General features: G+C 63.1%; 13 protein-coding genes. 10 read left to right on the forward strand and 3 right to left on the reverse strand.

From position 1 onward, the window contains the following. Positions 1 to 217 precede the first annotated feature (217 nt). Positions 218 to 3,142 (forward strand): Ig-like domain-containing protein, encoded by a 2,925-nt coding sequence (locus GN300_RS11985; protein ID WP_063315971.1) that lies wholly within the window; start codon positions 218 to 220, stop codon positions 3,140 to 3,142. 252 nt (positions 3,143 to 3,394) lie between these two features. Then, positions 3,395 to 6,577 (forward strand): Ig-like domain-containing protein, encoded by a 3,183-nt coding sequence (locus GN300_RS11990; RefSeq protein ID WP_063315970.1) that lies wholly within the window; start codon positions 3,395 to 3,397, stop codon positions 6,575 to 6,577. Between the two features lie 10 nt (positions 6,578 to 6,587). Here the strand turns inward: GN300_RS11990 and GN300_RS11995 are convergent, their stop codons facing one another. Further along, positions 6,588 to 7,427, reverse strand: a complete 840-nt coding sequence (locus GN300_RS11995; protein ID WP_042921235.1) for a hypothetical protein — start codon at positions 7,425 to 7,427, stop codon at positions 6,588 to 6,590. Positions 7,428 to 7,520: 93 nt separating this feature from the next. On the opposite strand from GN300_RS11995, the gene GN300_RS12000 reads away from it, so the two are divergent. From GN300_RS12000 to GN300_RS12010, 3 genes are read left to right on the forward strand one after another with little or no spacing between them, the layout of a single operon-like run. Beyond that, entirely contained in the window at positions 7,521 to 8,276 is a 756-nt protein-coding gene (locus GN300_RS12000; RefSeq protein ID WP_042921233.1) for a 1-acyl-sn-glycerol-3-phosphate acyltransferase, read from the forward strand. A 3-nt stretch (positions 8,277 to 8,279) separates the two neighbouring features. Beyond that, on the forward strand, positions 8,280 to 9,014 hold the full coding sequence (locus tag GN300_RS12005) for a 1-acyl-sn-glycerol-3-phosphate acyltransferase (protein ID WP_007731829.1): 735 nt from the start codon (positions 8,280 to 8,282) through the stop codon (positions 9,012 to 9,014). A gap of 53 nt (positions 9,015 to 9,067) precedes the next feature. Beyond that, positions 9,068 to 9,889 (forward strand): Cof-type HAD-IIB family hydrolase, encoded by an 822-nt coding sequence (locus tag GN300_RS12010; protein WP_063315969.1) that lies wholly within the window; start codon positions 9,068 to 9,070, stop codon positions 9,887 to 9,889. Positions 9,890 to 9,926: 37 nt separating this feature from the next. Here the strand turns inward: GN300_RS12010 and GN300_RS12015 are convergent, their stop codons facing one another. Then, positions 9,927 to 11,900, reverse strand: a complete 1,974-nt coding sequence (locus GN300_RS12015) for an N-acetylmuramoyl-L-alanine amidase (protein ID WP_030535825.1) — start codon at positions 11,898 to 11,900, stop codon at positions 9,927 to 9,929. Positions 11,901 to 12,231: 331 nt separating this feature from the next. Between GN300_RS12015 and GN300_RS12020 the strand changes: the two genes are divergently transcribed. Beyond that, positions 12,232 to 13,794 carry a SpoIID/LytB domain-containing protein gene (locus tag GN300_RS12020; RefSeq protein ID WP_054827106.1) on the forward strand — a complete coding sequence of 521 codons (1,563 nt, stop codon included), beginning with the start codon at positions 12,232 to 12,234 and terminating at the stop codon, positions 13,792 to 13,794. 102 nt (positions 13,795 to 13,896) lie between these two features. Here GN300_RS12020 and GN300_RS12025 read toward each other — a convergent pair whose 3' ends face one another. Next, positions 13,897 to 15,390 carry a PucR family transcriptional regulator gene (locus GN300_RS12025; RefSeq protein ID WP_003943944.1) on the reverse strand — a complete coding sequence of 498 codons (1,494 nt, stop codon included), beginning with the start codon at positions 15,388 to 15,390 and terminating at the stop codon, positions 13,897 to 13,899. A gap of 171 nt (positions 15,391 to 15,561) precedes the next feature. On the opposite strand from GN300_RS12025, the gene GN300_RS12030 reads away from it, so the two are divergent. The 4 genes from GN300_RS12030 to GN300_RS12045 all read left to right on the forward strand — a co-directional run bounded on the left by GN300_RS12030 (position 15,562) and on the right by GN300_RS12045 (position 20,425). Then, a complete protein-coding gene (locus GN300_RS12030) occupies positions 15,562 to 16,965 on the forward strand; it encodes an amino acid permease (protein ID WP_007731826.1) in 1,404 nt (467 codons plus the stop codon). 90 nt (positions 16,966 to 17,055) lie between these two features. Next, positions 17,056 to 18,237, forward strand: a complete 1,182-nt coding sequence (locus GN300_RS12035) for a thiolase family protein (protein WP_007731825.1) — start codon at positions 17,056 to 17,058, stop codon at positions 18,235 to 18,237. Between the two features lie 2 nt (positions 18,238 to 18,239). Beyond that, positions 18,240 to 19,391, forward strand: a complete 1,152-nt coding sequence (locus GN300_RS12040) for an acyl-CoA dehydrogenase family protein (protein ID WP_063315262.1) — start codon at positions 18,240 to 18,242, stop codon at positions 19,389 to 19,391. 110 nt (positions 19,392 to 19,501) lie between these two features. Beyond that, positions 19,502 to 20,425 carry an MBL fold metallo-hydrolase gene (locus GN300_RS12045; protein ID WP_063315968.1) on the forward strand — a complete coding sequence of 308 codons (924 nt, stop codon included), beginning with the start codon at positions 19,502 to 19,504 and terminating at the stop codon, positions 20,423 to 20,425. Positions 20,426 to 20,454 lie beyond the last annotated feature (29 nt).

Consider the following 20,454-nt stretch of genomic DNA (forward strand, 5'->3'; position numbering starts at 1 on the left):
TCGATGGGCCGCTTTGGCGATAGTTTTGCGTTCAATCGAGTTTCCATACCCTGCTTTTCCATCCCGCGTCTGGTGATACGAGGGTGAGTCCGGGGTGAATTGGACAAGTGTCTTGCCAAAAGTAGTACACGTACTAGTTTTTTCGTTATGTTGTGACGGCGCGCACACGTTTTGTCCGAATCCACTGCTCATGTTTGCCCTTCCGAAGGAAGTGCCCATGCCCCAAATCTCTCAGTTGCGGCGATTCGCCGTGCCCATAACCGGAACCGCCATGGTCGCCGGAATGCTGCTGGTCGGCACGCCCGCGTCAGCTGCTATCTCGACCACCGGTTTCAAAACAGCGTGCGTTGCCGGATCGATTATCGGAGACGTCCACAAGGTCACCGACAACCTCATCACGGTCGACGCCCCGGCTTCTGTCCAGCCCGGCGAGACTTTCACCTACCGAATTCAGCCGAGCGGAACGTCATATCCGGACAAGGACTCCGGAGCGACTACTACGAACTTGTCACGTCTGAAAATCGACTATGCCATCCCGAGCAATGCGACGTACGTTTCCGCTACCGTCGTCGCAGGTACCTCCATCGGACTCGACAATGTCGCACCGAATGTTCTCAGAGTCAACGATTCTGGCAATGTCGACGGCAGCGGCGGGATCCTGCGGTTGTCAGGAAACAACCAGGTGATCGGCAACAGTCCGACGACGAGCACGAACTCGGAGGGTGGAATTCGAGTACCGAAGTCCAAGAAGAACCTCGATGGCTCGACAAACGGCAACGGAGACACGTGGTTCCGACTTCCCGCAGTCGACGTAACGATGGTCGCTGGTGCGACGGGAGTGATCCAGCCGAAGGTGAGGACCGCGGGTGCGGCCGGCAACCTCGGTGCCAGCGAAAACTTCAGCACTCAGCTCGCAAAGGCGAGTTTCCTTGGTACACAGTGGGCTCCGACCCGGTGCTCGCCTCGCGAGAACAGGGACACCACGCCTCTCAACGCTGGTGCAGGTCCACTCGCGACGATCAGCATTGCTTCGGCTCCGGTGGATGTCGAGACCACGACGTCACTCTCGGTTCCGGCGACGGCCATCACGGGTACGGCGGTTGATCTGACGGCGACGGTTGCTCCGAACACTGCTGTCGGTACGGTGCAGTTCAAGTCGAACGGCACTGCGATCGGTTCTCCGGTGACGGTGAGTGGCGGTGTTGCGACTCTCTCGCACGCGTTCGATGTTGCTGGTGCGCAGAGTGTTACGGCTGACTTCACCGCTGGTGCAGGGTTTGTGAGTTCGTCGGCGCCTGCTCAGACGGTGACCGTTTCTGATCCGGCTCCGGTGGATGTCGAGACGACGACGTCACTCTCGGTTCCGGCGACGGCCATCACGGGTGCGGCGGTTGACCTGACGGCGACGGTTGCTCCGAACAATGCTGTGGGTACGGTGCAGTTCAAGTCGAACGGCACTGCGATCGGTTCTCCGGTGACGGTGAGTGGCGGTGTTGCGACTCTGTCGCACGCGTTCGATGTTGCTGGTGCGCAGAGTGTTACGGCTGACTTCACCGCTGGTGCAGGGTTTGTGAGTTCGTCGGCGCCTGCTCAGACGGTGACCGTTTCTGATCCGGCTCCGGTGGATGTCGAGACGACGACGTCACTCTCGGTTCCGGCGACGGCCATCACGGGTACGGCGGTTGATCTGACGGCGACGGTTGCTCCGAATACTGCTGTGGGTACGGTGCAGTTCAAGTCGAACGGCACTGCGATCGGTTCTCCGGTGACGGTGAGTGGCGGTGTTGCGACTCTGTCGCACGCGTTCGATGTTGCTGGTGCGCAGAGTGTTACGGCTGACTTCACCGCTGGTGCAGGGTTTGTGAGTTCGTCGGCGCCTGCTCAGACGGTGACCGTGTCGGATCCGGCTCCGGTGGATGTGGAGACGACGACGTCGTTGTCGGTTCCGGCGACTGCCGTCACGGGTACGGCGGTTGATCTGACGGCGACGGTGGCTCCGAATACTGCTGTGGGTACGGTGCAGTTCAAGTCGAACGGCACGGCGATCGGCACTCCGGTGGCAGTCTCCGCGGGTGTTGCGACATTGACCCATTCGTTCGATGCTGCTGGCGCGCAGAGTGTTACGGCTGACTTCACCGCTGGTGCTGGCTTTGTGAGTTCGTCGGCGTCGGCTCAGACGGTGACCGTGTCGGATCCGGCTCCGGTGGATGTGGAGACGACGACGTCGTTGTCGGTTCCCCCGACGGCGGTCACGGGTACGGCGGTTGATCTGACGGCGACGGTTGCTCCGAATACTGCTGTCGGTACGGTGCAGTTCAAGTCGAACGGCACTTCGATCGGCACTCCGGTGACGGTGAGTGGCGGTGTTGCGACTCTCTCGCACGCGTTCGATGCTGCTGGCGCTCAAAGTGTTACGGCTGACTTCACCGCTGGTGCTGGCTTCGTGAGTTCGTCGGCGCCTGCTCAGACGGTGACGGTGTCTGATCCGGCTCCGGTCGACAAGGCGACAAAGACGGTGCTGAGTGTTCAGGGTGAAGCCAAGGTCGGACTGCCTGTTGATCTCTTCGCGACAGTGTCCGAAGATCCCTCGGACGCCCTGGTGCCTTCCGGCGGAACGGTCCAGTTCAAGATCGGTGGAGTCGATCTGGGCGCCCCGGTCGCGGTTGTTGACGGAGTTGCCAAGCTCCCGCACGTCTTCGGAGCAGAAGGCACCTTTGCAGTCTCGGCTGTATTCAGTGGATCCGGGGTGTTCACGTCGTCCACTGCGGAGTCTGTCGACGTCAATGTCACGGTTCCGACCCCGTCGGATGTCGAAAGCTCTACGTCGTTGACGGCTCCGTCCTCGGCAAAGGTCGGCACGGCGGTGCAGCTGAAGGCTGTGGTCAGTTCTTCCGGCGCGACGTCGGGAACCGTCCAGTTCTTCGACGGAACGACTCCGATCGGAACTGCCGTTGATGTTGTCGGTGGGCAGGCCGTGCTGAGCCACACCTTCACCACGACCGGCAACCATTCGATCACCGCGGTCTACAGCGGAGCCCAGGGCGTCACGGGTTCCACGTCGACTGCATCGGTTGTGAACGTCGGTAACGGGGGCGGTGACTTCGGTTCGCTCGGTTCGCTGTCGCTGCCGTTCGGTTCATGATTCTCCGATGATGTGATGCCCCCTTGCGCCCATAGGTGCAAGGGGGCATTGCTCTTCGGGAATCGCGGATTGGTCGTTAGCTGAACTATTGGCAATTCGTGAATATTTGTCTGAAATAACTGATACAAGTACTACTTTTGACGGGTACTGTACGAGCGTCCAGCTCCATTCCGATTTCCGCTCTGTTCGAGTGACCTCCTTCCGTGCGGTTCCCGATCCACGTCTGTTGCTAGCTGAGGAGAGTTCGTGTTGGTGAGAAGAAGTTCCGCGGTCGTGGTGGCGGCGTTGGTCGGTGGCGTGCTGGTGGCAGGTGGCGTTGCTTCGGCAGCTCCGACGTCATCTCCCGCGGTGGAGAACTCGATCGGGTTCAAGCTGGGTTGCGATGGTTATGAACATCTGGCTGTTGATATCGCGGATGTGTTTCATTCGACGGGTGTGACGGTGTCTGCGCCGGAGAAGGTGGTGGCGGGGTCGACGTTCACCTATCGGGTTCAGCCGAACGTGATGTCGGTGCCGACGGGTGGGCATGCAGGCCGCAGTGTCGGTAAGTGGACGCGGCTCAAGTACGACTTCGATATACCTGCAGGGGTGTCGTTGGTGGATGCTCAGGTCGTGGCAGGTACTTCGTCGAATTTGTCCGGTGTGACTCCGTCGGTGATTCGGATCAACGACGGCGGTTCGGCGGATGGCGCGGGTACGCATCTGCGTATTTCGGGGAACAATCAGGCTGCTGACTCGAACAACAAGGGCGGTAACGGCCCGAGCACGAGCAAGAACAGTGACGGTGGAATCGAGGTAGGGGCAGGGAAGACCTTCCGGTTGCCGGCGATCGACGTGACGGTGGTTGCCGGTGCCGCGGGTAGTACGGTGCAGCCGAAGTTGCGTGCCACAGATGGTGATTCGGGTGCGTTCAATTCGCCGAAGAATGCGTTCACGTTCTTGCAGTACGAGACCCTTTGGCCGGGGTACTGGGAGCGCTACAACTGCTCTCCGCGCGATTCGAGTGGTGGTGGGTTGAATGCGGGTGGTCAGGCATTGGCCACCGTCAACGTCGTCTCGCAGGCGGCGACCTCGACCACAGTGACATCCGGCGCGGCTGCAACGGTCGGTCAGTCGACCGATTTGGTTGCGCAGGTCTCCCCGGCACCGACAGGCGGCACCGTTCAGTTCAAGGATGGCGGAACTGACATCGGCGCCCCGGTGGCCGTCGTCAATGGCGTTGCCACACTGCCACATACATTCACCGCGGCAGGCGATCACTCCATCACCGCTGTATACGACGGTGTTCTCGAGTTTCTGACATCCACGTCACCAGCACGCACAGTGAGCGTGGCCGCTGCCGATGTACAGACGACTGCGTCGTTGACAGTGCCGAGTAGTGCCGTCGAGCAGACCTCGGTCGCGCTGACCGCAAACATCTCACCGGCAGCTAACGGTGGAACGGTCCAGTTCAAGGACGGTGGCATCGACATCGGCGGACCCATCGCGGTGACTGGCGGAGCGGCGACCCTGGATCACACGTTCACCACGACGGGATCACACTCGATCACTGCGGTCTACTCAGGTACTGCAGGTTTTGGTGGTTCGACCGCGCAAGCTCAGACCATCGAGATCTCGAGCTCAGCGCTGAGTACGACTACAACGCTTCAAGTTCCGGCTACGGCGGTCACGGGTACGGCCGTAGATCTGACCGCTACCGTCGCTCCGAACAACGCTGTCGGCACGGTGCAGTTCAAGTCGAACGGCACTTCAATCGGTTCACCGGTTGCAGTTACGTCGGGTGTTGCGACATTGAGCCATACGTTCGATACTGCTGGTGCTCAGAGTGTTACGGCTGACTTCACCGCCAGTGCTGGCTTTGTGAGTTCGTCGGCGCCTGCTCAGACGGTGACGGTGTCTGATCCGGCTCCGGTGGATGTGGAGACGACGACGTCGTTGTCGGTTCCGGCTACGGCAATCACGGGTACGGCTGTTGATCTGACCGCGACGGTTGCTCCGAACAATGCTGTGGGTTCGGTGCAGTTCAAGTCGAACGGCACGGCAATCGGCTCCCCGGTCACGGTTACTGGCGGTGTTGCGACTCTGTCGCATGCGTTCGATGTTGCTGGTGCTCAAAGTGTTACGGCTGACTTCACTGCCGGTGCAGGGTTTGTCAGCTCGTCGGCGCCTGCTCAGACGGTGACGGTGTCGGATCCGGCTCCGGTGGATGTCCAGACCACGACCTCACTCTCGGTTCCCGCAACTGCCATCACGGGCACGGCTGTTGATCTGACCGCGACGGTCGCTCCGAACAATGCTGTCGGTACGGTGCAGTTCAAGTCGAACGGCACTGCGATCGGCACTCCGGTCACGGTGACTGGCGGTGTTGCGACATTGAGTCATGCGTTCGATGCTGCTGGTGCACAAAGTGTTACGGCCGATTTCACCGCCGGTGCTGGCTTTGTGAGTTCGTCGGCGTCGGCTCAGGCGGTGACGGTGTCTGATCCGGCTCCGGTGGATGTCGAGACGACGACGTCGCTGTCGGTTCCGGCTACGGCGGTTACGGGTACTGCTGTTGATCTCACCGCGACGGTAGCTCCGAACAACGCTGTGGGTTCGGTGCAGTTCAAGTCAAATGGCACTGCGATCGGTTCCCCGGTGACGGTGTCCGGTGGCACCGCGACCCTCTCACATTCTTTCGATGCTGCTGGTGCACAGAGCATTACCGCGGATTTCACCGCTGGTGCCGGATTCAAGAACTCGGTTGCGAGTGCGAAGTCAGTTCAGGTCAGTGTTGCCGACCAGGAATCCGTCGTCGAACTGAATATTCCGACCGACGCCAAAACTGGTGTGGCGACCGACTTGTGGGCAACCGTCCGAACGTCGTCGGATGATGCTGTCGGCTTCGGAACCGTGCAGTTCTACGACGGTGGCGTCGCGATCGGCGGTCCTGAAGCGGTTACGGCCGGCGCTGCGGGCCTGACGCATTCGTTTACCTCTGCGGGTGCGCACAGCATCACTGCGGTCTATTCGGGAGGAGCCGGTGTAGTCGGATCCTCGGCCCAGGCGCGGACGGTGAATGTAACGGACCCTGCGCCTTCGGATGTCACCACGGAGACTGTGGTGACGGTGCCTGGTGATGCCGTGGTGAACAAGTCGGTGACCCTGTCGGCGACTGTCAGTTCGGTGCAGAACGGTGGAACGGTGCAGTTCATGGATGGGGATACTCCGATCGGTGACGCTGTTGCAGTGGTCAACGGGATCGCGGCGCTGAACCACACCTTCACCACAACCGGCACGCATTCGATTTCGGCAATCTACAGCGGGGCAACCGGATTCACAGGATCCACCTCGACGGCCCACGCAATTCAGATCAAGGCTGCAACCGGCGGTGGCACGGGCAGCCTCGGTTCAGGAAGCGCTGGCTCGAGCGATTTCCTTCCGTTCGGTTCCTGACCGGAACAGTTCAGGTCGCGGCCCCGAGGCAATATCCCTCGGGGCCGATCGACAGGGTGAACTGCATCGAGCGCGAGTTACCGGTTCCGTCGCTGACGGGCAGGGTGACACGGACGTAGTCGCCGCGAACCGGAGTGACTGTTGCAGCGTCGGCGTCGAAAGACTTGATACCGGCCAGCTGATTCGGATCGAGCTTGAGAGGCGGCTGGCCGGTGGCGCCGGTGCCGTCCGGATCCCACGGGCTGTTGCCGGGGCAGATCAGTGGATAGAACGTCTCGACGTCGCGGGTATTGACCGGCCGTCCCGTGGCGCGTGAGAGAAACCTGACGACGGCGTGGGAAGCGTCGGCCGCGGTGTAGAAGTTTGATTGCCCCGCAGGGAAGACGAACGGGCACGCATAGCCGGAAGCGATCTCCGAGCGCTTGGCGGCGACGGAGAGTCCGCCGCCGCTCCAGGTGACCGCGTACTGGCCGTCGACGCCTGGTGCGGCGATGGCCGTCAAGATGGCGGGAACATCCGAGTATCGGTCGGCGATCGTTGTGGGCGGCATCGTCCAGCATGCGTTCGTGAGCGCGTCCACGTCCAAGGACACCAGGTCCGTTGCCCAAGCTGCCAAGGCCGGCGCAGCAGCCGGATTGCCGGGCACGTCACCAACCGGAGGTGGCGCGACCGGCGCAGCGGGCGCAATTGTCGTCGTGGGTGCGAGAGTGGTTGTCGTCGTGGTTTCAGTCGTCGGCGGAGACGGTTCGTCCGTCAGGATTCCCGTCCGTCCGTCGTCCTCACATGCGGTTATCGCCAACGTCATGGCGAGTGCGACTGCCCCCACTGCCGCTCGTCCTGCCGACTTCATTCGTTCGTACGCCCCTTTTGCGACATTCTGACCAACATCCACCCCAGAACTGCTGCGGGTCAGATCACGGATTCCCGTCTACGCTAGCGAACTGTGGATCCCGTTTACAGAACAGTCATCGGCATCGCCCGTACCGTCTTCGCTTTCGAGGGCCTGAAGTTCTCCGTCAAGGGAGAGCAGAACATCCCGGCGTCCGGTGGCGCCGTGATCGCGATCAACCACACCGGGTACATGGACTTCACGTATGCGGGACTGCCGGCACGGACCCCGAAGCGCTACATCCGGTTCATGGCCAAGAAAGAGGTCTTCGACAACAAGATCTCCGGACCGATCATGCGGGCCCTCAAGCACATCCCGGTCGACCGCGGCGCGGGCGCCGACTCCTACAAGGCGGCCGTAGATTTCCTGAAGCGCGGCGAATTGGTGGGCGTGTACCCCGAAGCCACGATCAGTCGGAGCTTCGAGATCAAGGAATTCAAGTCCGGCGCCGCCCGCATGGCGATCGAGGCGGGCGTCCCGATCGTTCCCGTCGTCATCTGGGGCGCTCAGCGCGTGTGGACGAAGGGTTATCCGAAGCGTTTGGGCCGCACCAACACTCCCATCTCCATTGCCGTCGGCGAGCCGATTGCACCTTTCGAGCCGGCGAGTGAGCTGACGGCGAAGCTGCGGTCGACGATGCAGGAGTTGCTGCTCGATCTGCAGAAGAGCTACGACCATCCCGCCGGCGAGTACTGGGTGCCGGCCCGCCTCGGTGGCAGCGCGCCGACGCTCGAGCAGGCCGACAAGATGGATGCCGATGAGGCCGAGGCGAAAGCCAAGGCTCGCGAGGCGCGGAAGTCCGAAGGCTGACCGATGTCCTTCGAACCCGTTTACACCGCTGTCGAGGTAGTCGCGCGTGGTCTGAGCGGTTTCCAGGGTGTGAAGGTCACCCGCACCGGGACTGAGAACGTCCCGGTGTCCGGTGGCGCCGTCATCGCGATCAACCACACGAGCTACCTCGATTTCATACCGGCGGCCCTGGCGGTCGGTACCGCGAAACGCAAGCTCAGGGTGATGGCAAAGGCCGAGTTGGCGGACAACAAGGTCCTCGGCTTCCTCATGCGTGGATGCGGCGTCATCGAAGTCGATCGCTCTGCCGGAGCGCAGGCGTATCGAGCCGGAGTCGACGCCCTGAAACGGGGCGAACTGGTGGGCGTCTACCCGGAGGCGACGATCAGCCGGAGCTTCGAGATCAAGGAAATGAAATCCGGAGCAGCTCGGATGGCCATCGACGCCGGCGTACCGATAATTCCGCTGATCGTCTGGGGCGCCCAGCGGATCGTCACCAAGGGCGGACCGAAAAATCTGGGCCGCAATCATTTCCCGATCTCGGTGGAAGTGGGCGCACCGATCGATCCGGTCGAGCCCGCCGAAGCATTGAGCGAGATCCTGCGCATCGAGATGGATGCAATCCTGCGCCACGTGCAGGACGGGTTCGTGCACGAGCCCGGGGCGTACTGGGTGCCGCGCCGACTCGGCGGTGGCGCACCGACGCCGGAGGAAGCTGCGGCCATGGACGCACAGGAACGCGCGAAGCGGGCGCGCTGAGCGAGACCGTCGTACCGGGCAGGCACAATGGCGGTGTGAGCCCAGACCGTCGTATCAGCCCTGACCGCCCAACCTTGGTTGCGACCGATGTCGACGGCACCCTCATCGATCACGACGAGTTGGTCAGTGCCCGCACCCGCGCCGCCGTGCATGCCGTCGTCGAATCCGGCACGCCGTTCCTGCTGGCAACCGGGCGTCCTCCGCGATGGATTTCGCCCGTCGTCGAGGGCTTGGGATACGCGCCACTCGCCGTCTGCGCCAATGGAGCCGTTGTCTACGACAGCTACGCCGACCGCGTCCTCAGCGCCGCGACCTTGTCGGTCGACGCACTCACCGAACTCTCCGAGCTGGCACTGGTTGCACTCCCGGGCGCAGGTTTGGCCGCGGAACGAGTGGGGGAGAGCGCACATGACGCCGCCACCCCACAGTTCGTCAGCTCACCGGACTACGAACATGCCTGGCTCAACCCGGACAACACCGAGATGTCCGAGGACGAAGTGCTTGCGGCGCCGGCCGTCAAACTCCTGATTCGCCGTCCAGGCATGACCAGCACGGCGATGTACGACACGCTCGCTCCGCACGTCGGTGCGCTCGCCGACATGACGTACTCCACCGAGAACGGACTGATCGAACTCTCGGCGCCGGGAATCACGAAGGCGTCGGGCCTGGTTGCCGCCGCGGAGAGGTTCGGCTTCGACCTGTCGGGTCTGGTTGCCTTCGGGGACATGCCCAACGACATCCCGATGCTGGGGATGGCACGCCTCGGCGTTGCCATGGGCAACGCTCACCCCGAAGCCAAAGCCGCAGCCGACGAGGTCACCGACACCAATTCGGCACACGGGGTCGCAAAAGTCCTCGAGCGCTGGTGGTTGTAGAACCCACCAGCGCCCGAGGACGTGTACTGCTCGAGTGTCAGCCGACAGGCGCGCTGTTGGCCATTTCCTGGGCAAAGGTCTCGTTGTAGGTCTTGAGGACCTTCGTGACCATGCCGGTGATCTGGTTGAAGATCAGCGAACCGTTCTCGAAGTCGCTTCGCAGGCCGTCCGGGATCGAGTACTCGTCCGAGATCGGCAATCCCAGTTCACCCGCGTCGGAACCGAAACTCTGCCACGACTTGAAGATCTCGCCGAGCACGGTGAACACTCCGCCGTTCGGCGAGGTGTAGACAGCGCCGTTCTGGAACAGCGCACCCTGGTTGCCGAGCTTCGCCTGCAGAATTCCGGACAGTGCCTGGCCGAGGCGTCCGATCTCGCCACCTTCGGCGATCCACTTCTGCGCGAGCGGTGAATTGTCGGTGATCTGCAGAATCTGGGTGACCAGATCCGGGATCGACGAACCGGTGCCACCGGTGACCGTGTCGACCGGAGTGGTCGGCTTGGGCGCGGGTGTCGACGGATTGGAGGGGTTCGAGGGGTTCAACGTTCCCCCGATGTTCGCGGCCGCGATGTTCCGGATGTCGTTCATGTGTGCGTATGCGGCATCACCCGGGCACGCGGTGTTTCCGACGTCGCGGTGGGCGAAGATGATCGGCAGATCGACTGCTGCGCCCTGCGGGTACGGCGTGAACTCGGTGCCCTCGGAGTACATCGTCGTTCGGCCCTTGGGATCGAGTCCGGCCATGCCGAGCTTCCAACCGAGGAACTTGCCGACGGCGTTGAGCGTCGCCTGCGAAGGCTCGACGGTGGAGTAGTCGCCCATCATCGCGATACCGGTGGTGTTCTCGTTGAATCCACCCGCGTGTGCACCCTGAACTGCCTTGTCGAGTCCGCCTGCGCGGCCTTCGAAGGTCTGACCGTACTTGTCGACGAGGACGTTGTATCCGACGTCGCACCAGCCGAGCGTCTGTGCGTGGTAGGCATAGATCGAGCGGACGATGCCGGCCGATTCGGCCTTCGTGTAGTTGTTGCTACCTGCGGTGTGGTGAACGGTCGCGCCACCGATGAAGTCGTCGTAGGTGGGGGAGTCGCAGCGAAGTGACTCGTCTGCTCCCCACTGAGCACGGGTGATGACGGACGGTCCGCTGCCGCCGAGCGGCGCTGCGACGGCCTGCAGATTGCTGTCTGCCTCGCTGGCACCCGGGTCGATCAACACGGCGGTGACGGCATCTGCTGCCGTCGTCACCTGGCGAAGCGGCTTGGACACCGAAGCGGGTGTGTACCCGAGTTCGCCGGTGGCTGCGGGTGCTTCAGCGGGGGCAGCTTCCGGAGCGGGCGCGGGGGCAGCTTCCGGAGTCGGGGCCGGCACAACCTCGGCTGCGGGAGCAGCGGCACCCTGCGGCGTGAGGATCTGGATGGACTTGGTGGCGCCGACGAAGACCGGTTCGGTGGCGGTACCGGAGTTGGTGGCCTGATCCGAGCTGGCGGAGTCGATGGCGTCAGGGGTGAACCACGGGCCCCAGGTGCCGTCTTCGGCCAGGGCGCGGACCTTGGACTGCGCCGAGGCGATGGTGTCCGAGGTCAACGCGACCATGCTGAACGGAGTGTCGCGGGTGACTTCCTTGACCACGGCACCTGGCTCTTCCTCGGAAGGAACCGGAGCGGTTTCGGTCGGGGCGCCGGGAGCAGCGGGTGCCGGGAACAGCTCGGTCGGCAGCGTGATCCCGGGAGGTAGCGGGATTTCGGTCGGGAGCTTGAGGTTTCTCAGATCACCGAGGTTGATGTCGGGGAGATCGAGACCGGTCAGCTCCTTGACCGGAATGATGATGTCGGGCACCGACGCGAGGAGCACCTCTGCGATCTGGGTCGGCACTGCTACTGACGTCGTCTCGTTCGCGGAACGTACATCGGACGTAGTGCTCGTGAAGCCGTAGACCGCAAAAGGACTTGCGACAGCCACTGCGGCTACAGCCCCGAGTACGAGCGAGGGCTTCGGTCGACGGTGTGGCAAGGGATTACTCCTCGGTTGTAGTTACTTGCGAGCGAACTTCAGGGCCGATGACGGCCGTGAACGGAATCCTTCAAAACCGGATCCGAGCAGGTCGGATGCCATGTTCTGGGGTTGAACTCCAGTTTTCGGACGCGTACGTCTGCAACTCGTGATGCTGATGTGACTCGTGTGACTGGTGTTGCTAACTCCAAACACTCTTGCCACACTAGTCACAAAAGTCCATAACGCTCAACCTTAGGGTGAGACTTTAGTTAAATCGTTGTGGACTGGCCTGCGCGCGAAGTACCGACTTCGCGGACTCGTGAGGCCGGTAGCGATGAGGAGAGCATTGATGGCGAGAAGCGGAAGAAGCGGAACTGCAGGTAAGAAGCCTGTGTCCGGTCGCGCAGGTCGCTTTCTGGTGGGCGGACCCGGGAGGCGAACCTCGCTGATGCGGATCTCGGTCCTCGGTCTCGTTCCGGCTCTTGCGCTCGGCGTCGCGATCGGAGGTTTCACGCAAATCCGCGCTGACGAGCCGTCGATCCTGCACGCCGTCGCTGCCGACACGCAATTCACGCTCTCCGGGCACGGCAACGGACATGGCCGTGGAATGGGCCAGTGGGGCGCTTACGGCTACGCCAAGAACGACGGCTGGTCCGGCGAGCGAATCCTCAGTCACTACTACGGGGGAACCGTCCTGGACTCGATGCCGCCTGCCCAGATGAGTGTGCGGCTCACGGCCCAGGACAACTCGACGCTCGACGTCTACTCCGACGCCGGCCTCGTGGTCAACGGTCAGCGCACCGCGCCCGGCGAGGCTGCCCATCTCACTGCACTGCCCGGTGGCGGTGCGCAGGTAGTGGTCACCAGCGGGTGCGGTGGCGGGGTTGTCTGGGAAGCGGTCACCGACCATCCGTGGGTGGACCCGGTGGACCTCGGTCCTGATCGACCCGCCGACCAGTTCCTGAAGCTGTGCAACAACGACGCGCCCTATCGAGGCGCCCTCGGCGTAGTGCTCGACAACGGCTCGGCTCGGACAGTCAATCTCCTCGACATGGAGGACTACCTGCTCGGCGTGGTGCCGGTCGAAGCGAAGGCCGAATGGGCCGATTCCGGTGGGGCCGAAGCGCTACGGGCGCAAGCCGTGGCAGCACGCTCGTACGCTGCGACCGAGCATCGCAGCTCGTACGCCGACACCTGCGACACTCAGGACTGCCAGGTCTACGGCGGAGCGGGCAAGGAAGATCCCCGCACCACCGAAGCCGTCCGGTCCACCGCCGGCGCCGTTCTGTCGCGTGACGGCAAGATCGTTGCCACCGAATTCTCCTCGTCCACAGGAGGTTACAGCTCCGGCGGTGAATTCCCGGCCGTCGAGGATCTCGGTGACGCCCTTTCTCCGAATCATGACTGGACAGTGAATCTGACCGCAGGGCAGATTGCGGACGCCTTCGATGTGGGTGAGCTGCAATCGCTCAAGATTCTCTCGCGCAACGGATTCGGTACCGACGGCGGGCGAGTGACGGCAGTCGAGGTAGTCGGAACAAATGCAACTGTTGGCGCCACCGGAATTCAGTTCCGCCAGAAACTCGGCCTGAAATCCGACTGGTTCACCATCGGTGACGGTGCGGGTGTGGTAGTGGCACCGGATTCGGAATCGACAGTGCCGGAATCCAATTCGCCATCCGACGATCCATCGGGTACGGTTACGGAGACGCAGATCGAGAAGAAGTATCGGGAGCTCGGCGGTGAAAGCGGCTCTCTCGGTGCTCCTGCCGGCCCGGAGATGCAGTTGCCCTCCGAAGCAGGCACCTTCCGTGTCTACGAAAACGGAACCATCATCTGGACAAAGGTTTTGGGCGCGCAGGTAGTTGATGCCAACGTGCTCCGCGAGTGGATACCGACGGGCGGAAGCTAGGGGAAGGTCGGTCGGTAGCGACTCGCACGTATCGACTCTGAAGGGTCTCTGCCGTAACCCGGCGGAGGCCCTTCAGGTCGTTCAGGGTTCGTTGGTTGTCGGTCAGATGGTCGGGGCGTCGCCGAGCAGGCGGTACTCGAGCCACAACTCCGCACGTTCCGTGGGGGAGCCGAGGTCGAGCTGGAGAAGGCTCTCGATCCGAGCGAGTCTGCTGCGCAACGTATGCCGATGAATATTCAGCGCTGTGGCTGCGGCGTCGCCCACCCCGTTGTGTGCCAACCACATGGCCAAGGTCCGGTAGAGATCGCTACCGCCCTTCGCTTCCAGAAGCGGGCGCAAGTGTGCCGCCGCGAATGCCGTCGAGCGATCCTGGTCGAGAAATGCGGACAATCCGCTCTCCGAGAGTTCGGCGAACCGCATCGAAGGCAGGTTGCGGGCACCGGCCTCGGCTGCTGCCTGCGCGGCTTGGCGTCTGGCGCGCGAGAGATCGTCCCACCACAGCATGTCCGACACGCCGACGGTGACGTCGATTTCGTTGACACGGGCGAGGATTCGCCCGCTGTCGGTAGCCGAGACGACGGCAATCAGTGCACCGTCGGTGATGCCGAACGCCAGATCGCGGCTGAGACCATCGAGCAGTGAGACGGACACGCTCTCGAGCAGGCCACTCGGGCCCGCTACGTGGAAGACCTGGAAAGGCTCGACCGGAAATCCTCCCCACAGTTCCCCGGAGATGTTGCGGGCGAGCGCATTCTGTCCCTCGAACAGCTGATGCATCGCAACGGTACGAAGGTGGTTCATCGTCAGCTGTGCGTCTCGGGTTCGAGCCGTCATCAACGTGAGCAGAGACGCGGCTGCGATGACGATGCCCTGATTCAGTGAACCGACGGCGCCGGGGCAGCCGGCGACGAGGTACCCCATCAGCTTTCCCCTCGACGTCAGCAGCGGATGGGAGATGACGTCCTCGTTCTCACTCGTGAGGAAACTGACTTCCATCGGGCGGGCGTCGCGCTCGGGGGCAGTTCGCTCGATTCCGGCGGCCGCGGCGGTGTGTGAGATCTCGACGGTATGTCCGGCCGAGTCCAGCAGAGCCGCCCATCCGCCGATCAATTCCGCCACCCGTCGTACGACTGCCCGGGTGCCGTTGACCGTCACCGCAGCTTGAAGCAGTCGCCGCAGGCTCTGGTAATTGCTGCGCAGCGCTTTCATGTCGTCGTCGGATTGCGCCTTCGACACCGCTTTGGTCAGGGCGATGAAAGGTGTTCGCAATGGGACGTCGAGAAGGGGCACACTGAAACGGGTGGCCGCATCCACCAGAGTCTGTGGCGCCTGCTCGTATCCGAGGCCGGTTCCGAAACCGATTCCGGCAATTCCGGCCGCCACCAGGGTCCGTACGAATCGGGTCGTTTCCGCGGCCGTCGTCGGTAGTGACACCCCGGTGATGAGTAGTAGTTCACCGCCGTCGAGGAAGGGCGTCGGGTCGGGAAGTTCGGAGACATGTGCCCAGGTCAGGGTGCGATCGAGCTGGTCGTGCCCAGCCAGGACGCGAAGGCCGAACTGTTCGGTCGCACAAAGCTGGCGGAGCGTGATGGGCATGAGTCCAGTCTGACACCTCGAACTCGCCACTTTGTAGTGCCTGCGGTCACGTTTGTACAAAGTGGAGCCTGACGCGAGCTTGCCGAAGGTCCGACACTGGCGCTATCGAAAATGCGCTCCGGATAGAGCGCCACCGAGATCCACGTTCCGAACAGCCCACAAGGAGTACTGATGTCCAGTACAGACCAGCCGGCACTTCAGCACACGCTGAAGAAGCGGCATCTGTCGATGATTGCGATCGCAGGCGTCATCGGCGCCGGACTGTTCGTCGGCTCCGGTGTGGCGATCCAGGAGACGGGACCCGGTGTCCTGATTTCCTACGCGCTTGCCGGCGTCGTCGTCATCCTCGTGATGCGCATGCTCGGTGAGATGTCGGCAGCGTCGCCGGAAACCGGCTCGTTCTCCTCGTACGCCGACAAGGCCATCGGCCGCTGGGCGGGCTTCTCGATCGGCTGGCTGTACGCGTGGTTCTGGATCATCGTGCTCGGCATCGAGGCCACCGCCGGTGCCCTCATCATGAATCGCTGGGTCCCCGGCGTTCCCCAGTGGACCTGGGCATTGATTCTGATGATCGTGCTGACGCTGACCAACATCATCTCGGTCAAGTCGTTCGGCGAGTTCGAGTTCTGGTTCGCCTCCATCAAGGTCGTCGCCATCATCGCGTTCCTCGGCATGGGCATCGTGGCGATCTGCGGATGGATGCCCGGCGTCGAAGCACCCGGAATGACAAACCTGACCGGTCACGGCGGCTTCCTGCCGAACGGAACAGGAGCGATGCTCGCCGCAGTCCTTGTGGTCGTGTTCTCGTTCTTCGGGGCCGAAATCGCCACCATCGCCGCCGGTGAATCGGCCAACCCGCTCGAAGCTGTTCGCGCAGCCGTCAAATCCGTCGTCTGGCGAATTCTCATCTTCTACATCGGCTCGATCGCAGTGGTCGTCACCCTGCTTCCCTGGGACAGCGCGTCGGTTGCACTCAGCCCGTACGTCGCCGTCATGGACTCCTACGGCATTCCGGCCGCGGGCAACATCATGGACGTCGTCGTCCTCACGTCGGTTCTGTCCTGCCTCAACTCCGGTCTCTACACCGCGAGCCGCATGATCTTCTCCCTCGCCGGCCGCGGCGACGCCCCCAAGTCGCTCTCACGTATCGAGAAGACCGGCGTCCCGATGCGCGCTGTCCTGGTCTCGACGATCGTCGGCTTCCTGACCGTCGGCATGAACTACCTCTCCCCGGACAAGGTCTTCCTGTTCCTGGTCAACTCCTCCGGTGCGATCGCGCTGTTCGTCTGGCTGGTCATCTCGGTGTCCCAGCTGCGCACCCGCCGCAAGCTCGAAGCTTCGGGCCAGGAGCTGGAACTCAAGATGTGGTTCTTCCCGTACCTGACCTACGCCACGATCGCCGCCATCATCGCGCTCTGCATCGGAATGCTCACCCTGGACTCGACGCGCAGCCAGATGATCGTGTCCCTGGGACTTGCAGCGATCCTCGTGGGTATCGGGCTCTACCGCTACCGGAACCACAAAGACACCGACGCCGAGGTCGTGCCCGTCGCCGAGAGCGCTCCCACACCCTGACACCAACGTCCCCATCTGCGAGATACTTCGATGTCCTAGTATCGGCCACGGACAGAGAAATCGACGTGAGCACAGCAGATGGGGACAATCATGACCACACCCGAACCGATCGTCATCGTCGACGGGGCCAGGACCCCCGTCGGTAGCTTCGGCGGCGTCTTCAAGGACGTACCCGCGCACGAGTTGGGCGCCGCAGCAGCCAAGGCCGCGCTGAGCCGCGCCGGCGTTGCGCCCGAAGACATCGACGAGGTCGTCATGGGCTGCATCGGCCAGGTCGGCCCGGACGCCTACAACGCACGCCGCGTCGGCATCGCCGCCGGACTGCCCGAGAACGTCCCCGCCTACACCGTCAACCGTCTCTGTGGCAGCGGCCTGCAGGCTGTGTGGTCTGCGGCGATGCAGATGCGATGGGGCGCAGCTGCCATCACGCTCGCCGGCGGTGACGAGAGCATGTCTCGCATGCCCTTCTACGACTTCGCCGCCCGCTCGGGCTACAAGCTCGGCGATCGCAGCCTCGTCGACGGCACCGTCGCGATGCTCACCGACCCGTTCAGCAAGGCTCACATGGGTCGCACTGCCGAAGCCGTCGCCCGTAAGTACGGCGTCAGTCGCGAGCAGCAGGACGAGTTCGCCGTCGAATCTCAGCGCCGCGCGGCTACCGACGCAGCGAAGGCGGCATTCGCCGAGGAAATCACTCCCGTCGAGACCGGTGGTCGGCGCTCCGTCACCGTCACCGAGGACGAGCATCCCAAGCCCGGAACCACCGTCGAAACCCTCGCCAAGCTGCGCCCCGCATTCGAAGAGGGCGGATCCGTCACCGCCGGTAACGCGTCGGGGATCAACGACGGCGCCGGCGCACTCGTCCTCGCGACGGGCACCGAGGCAGCCAAGCGTGGTCTCACCGGACTGGTCACGCTCGAAACCGTCACGACGGCAGCCATGGAGCCCGGCCTGATGGGCTACGCTCCCGTGCTCGCTCTCGAAAAGCTCTTTGCACAAACAGGATTGAAGCCGTCCGACATCGGCACCGCCGAGGTCAACGAGGCGTTCGCTTCGCAGGCCATCGCCGTCATCCGTGACAGTGGCCTGGATCCGGAGAAGACCAACCCGTACGGCGGAGCGATCGCCCTCGGACACCCGGTCGGCGCCACCGGAGCCATCCTCACCCTGCGTGCCGCGCGCGACATGGTTCGCCGCGACCTCGAATTCGGCATCGTCACCATGTGCATCGGCGGCGGTCAGGCACTCGCTGCCCTGCTGAAGCGGGTCTGATCATGGCGACCAAGCGCAAGCCGTCGTGGCACGACGACGAGATCACCGCAGTAGCCGAACTGGCCCGTGGTTTCTTCGATCGTGAACTGATCGCCAAGCGTGAGCAGTGGGACGCTCAGCATCGCGTCGACCGGTCCGTGTGGCTCGAAGCCGGCAAGCTCGGTCTGCTGTGCTGCTCGATTCCCGAGGAATACGGCGGGGGCGGTGGAACTTTCGCGCACGATCTCGCTGTCTTCGAGGCGCAGGGCTACTGCGGTGACTATGCGCTCGGTAACTCCGTGCACAGTGGCATCGTCGCCCACTACGTGCTCGAGTACGGAAGCGAAGAGCAGAAGAAGGCCTGGCTGCCAGGTATGGCGACGGGCGAAATCCTCGGCGCCATCGGAATGACCGAGCCAGGAACAGGTTCCGACCTCAAGGCAATCACCACGTCCGCGATCCGTGACGGTGACCACTACGTCGTGAACGGGTCGAAGACCTTCATCACCAATGGTGGCAGCGCAGACATGATCGTGCTTGCCGTCAAGACCGACCCCAAGGCGGGCGCCAAGGGTGTCTCGCTCCTGATCGTGGATCTTCGTGACTGCGAAGGCTTTGCGGTCGGCCGCGTGCTCGACAAGGTCGGTCAGCACGGCGCCGATACGTCGGAGCTGTCCTTCACCGACGTTCGCGTTCCCGTCTCGAACCTCCTCGGTGAGTCCGAGGGGCTCGGCTTCGGTCAGTTGATGGCGCAGCTGGTGCAGGAACGCCTCATCATCGGCGCGCAGGCCATCGGCACCATCGAGCGTGCAGTCGAGGAGACCGTTGCATACACCAAGGCGCGTCAAGCGTTCGGGCACAGCCTCTTCGAGTTCCAGAACACCGCCTTCGAGCTGGCCGAGTGCCAGACGATCGCACGCACCTGCCGTGTCTTCCTCGACAACTGCATCGAGGATCACCTCAACGGCGAGCTGGACGGCGCAGACGCCGCGATGGTCAAGTACTGGCTCACCGAGCAGCAATGCGCCGTCGTCGACCGGTGCGTGCAGCTCTACGGCGGATACGGCTACATGCGTGAATACCCGATCGCGCGCATGTACGAGGACTCCCGCGTCCAGAAGATCTACGCCGGCGCCAACGAAGTGATGAAGGGCATCATCGCGAGGAGTCTTTGATCACCGGCGTCGAAAACCATTGACACCGACCAGGCACCCACCGAGCATTTCGGTGGGTGCCTTTGTGTGTGCCCACAAGCGGTATCGAGCTGTTCGGAAGGCAAACACTGATGAGCTTCACCATCGACGTCGGGTCGGCACGCGTCACCCAACTGACAGAGCTGGCGCACTGGCCGTTTCCGCCGCGAGAGCTCTTTCCCCAGGCGAGTGAGGCGGAGGTAGAGGAAGCGTCGGCGCGGCTGACACCGGAGTTCTTCGACGCGGGTAGCGGTGACCTCGTACTTGCCATCCACACCTACCTGGTGGAAATCGGCGGCAAGGCCATCGTGGTCGACACCGGCAACGGCAACAGCAAGCACCGGCCGAACCTCTTGCCGCATCACATGTTCGGTACCGACTACCTCTCACGCTTCGCAGCCACCGGTGTGTCCGTCGACGACGTCGATCTGGTGGTCAGCACACATCTGCACCCTGACCACTGTGGCTGGAACACCGCCCTCGACGCCGAAACCTGGCGGCCTACCTTCCCCCGCGCGACCTACATTTTCGATCGCACCGAACTGGCCGCGCTCCAACAACTCGCCGCCGACGGTCCACACGAAGGAGTGGTCTCGGATCTGGCGCAGACCTTCGAGGACAGCGTCCGTCCCGTTCTGGACGGGGCGAAGTGGGAGGCGGTCGACGACGGCCACGTCCTGGTCGAGTCCGAAGGCACACGCGTCGTCGTTCGCAGCGCGCCCGGCCACACGCCGGGCCACATCGTGATCGAGATTCGCACTGCCGACGGCGGCGCCGTCATCTCCGGCGATGTGGTCCACCATCCGATCCGGTTTCTGTACCCGGACCTCAGTCAGGGCGGCGACGCGGATCCCGAGATCGCGAGGGTCACCCGCCGCGAACTTCTCGAACGCTGCGCGTCGGAGGGACTGCTTCTACTTCCCGCACACTTCCCCGTCGACGAACCGATCGTGATCGAATTCGATTCGAGCGGTGCACCTCGTGCTTCCGGTCTGATCGGTCTTGCAACGTCCTGACTTGCCGCATCGTCCCTGGTGACGCATCC

It is taken from the genome of Rhodococcus sp. Ni2 (genome assembly GCF_021352185.1).
Taxonomy (GTDB): Bacteria; Actinomycetota; Actinomycetes; order Mycobacteriales; family Mycobacteriaceae; genus Rhodococcus_F; species Rhodococcus_F qingshengii.

What these genes read in the sequence shown, in the direction of transcription:
- GN300_RS11985 (WP_063315971.1), top strand. Translation starts at nt 218, where the DNA reads ATGCCCCAAATCTCTCAGTTGCGGCGATTCGCCGTGCCCATAACCGGA.
- GN300_RS11995 (WP_042921235.1), bottom strand. Translation starts at nt 7,427, where the DNA reads ATGAAGTCGGCAGGACGAGCGGCAGTGGGGGCAGTCGCACTCGCCATG.
- GN300_RS12005 (WP_007731829.1), top strand. Translation starts at nt 8,280, where the DNA reads ATGTCCTTCGAACCCGTTTACACCGCTGTCGAGGTAGTCGCGCGTGGT.
- GN300_RS12020 (WP_054827106.1), top strand. Translation starts at nt 12,232, where the DNA reads ATGGCGAGAAGCGGAAGAAGCGGAACTGCAGGTAAGAAGCCTGTGTCC.
- GN300_RS12025 (WP_003943944.1), bottom strand. Translation starts at nt 15,390, where the DNA reads ATGCCCATCACGCTCCGCCAGCTTTGTGCGACCGAACAGTTCGGCCTT.
- GN300_RS12030 (WP_007731826.1), top strand. Translation starts at nt 15,562, where the DNA reads ATGTCCAGTACAGACCAGCCGGCACTTCAGCACACGCTGAAGAAGCGG.
- GN300_RS12035 (WP_007731825.1), top strand. Translation starts at nt 17,056, where the DNA reads ATGACCACACCCGAACCGATCGTCATCGTCGACGGGGCCAGGACCCCC.
- GN300_RS12040 (WP_063315262.1), top strand. Translation starts at nt 18,240, where the DNA reads ATGGCGACCAAGCGCAAGCCGTCGTGGCACGACGACGAGATCACCGCA.
- GN300_RS12045 (WP_063315968.1), top strand. Translation starts at nt 19,502, where the DNA reads ATGAGCTTCACCATCGACGTCGGGTCGGCACGCGTCACCCAACTGACA.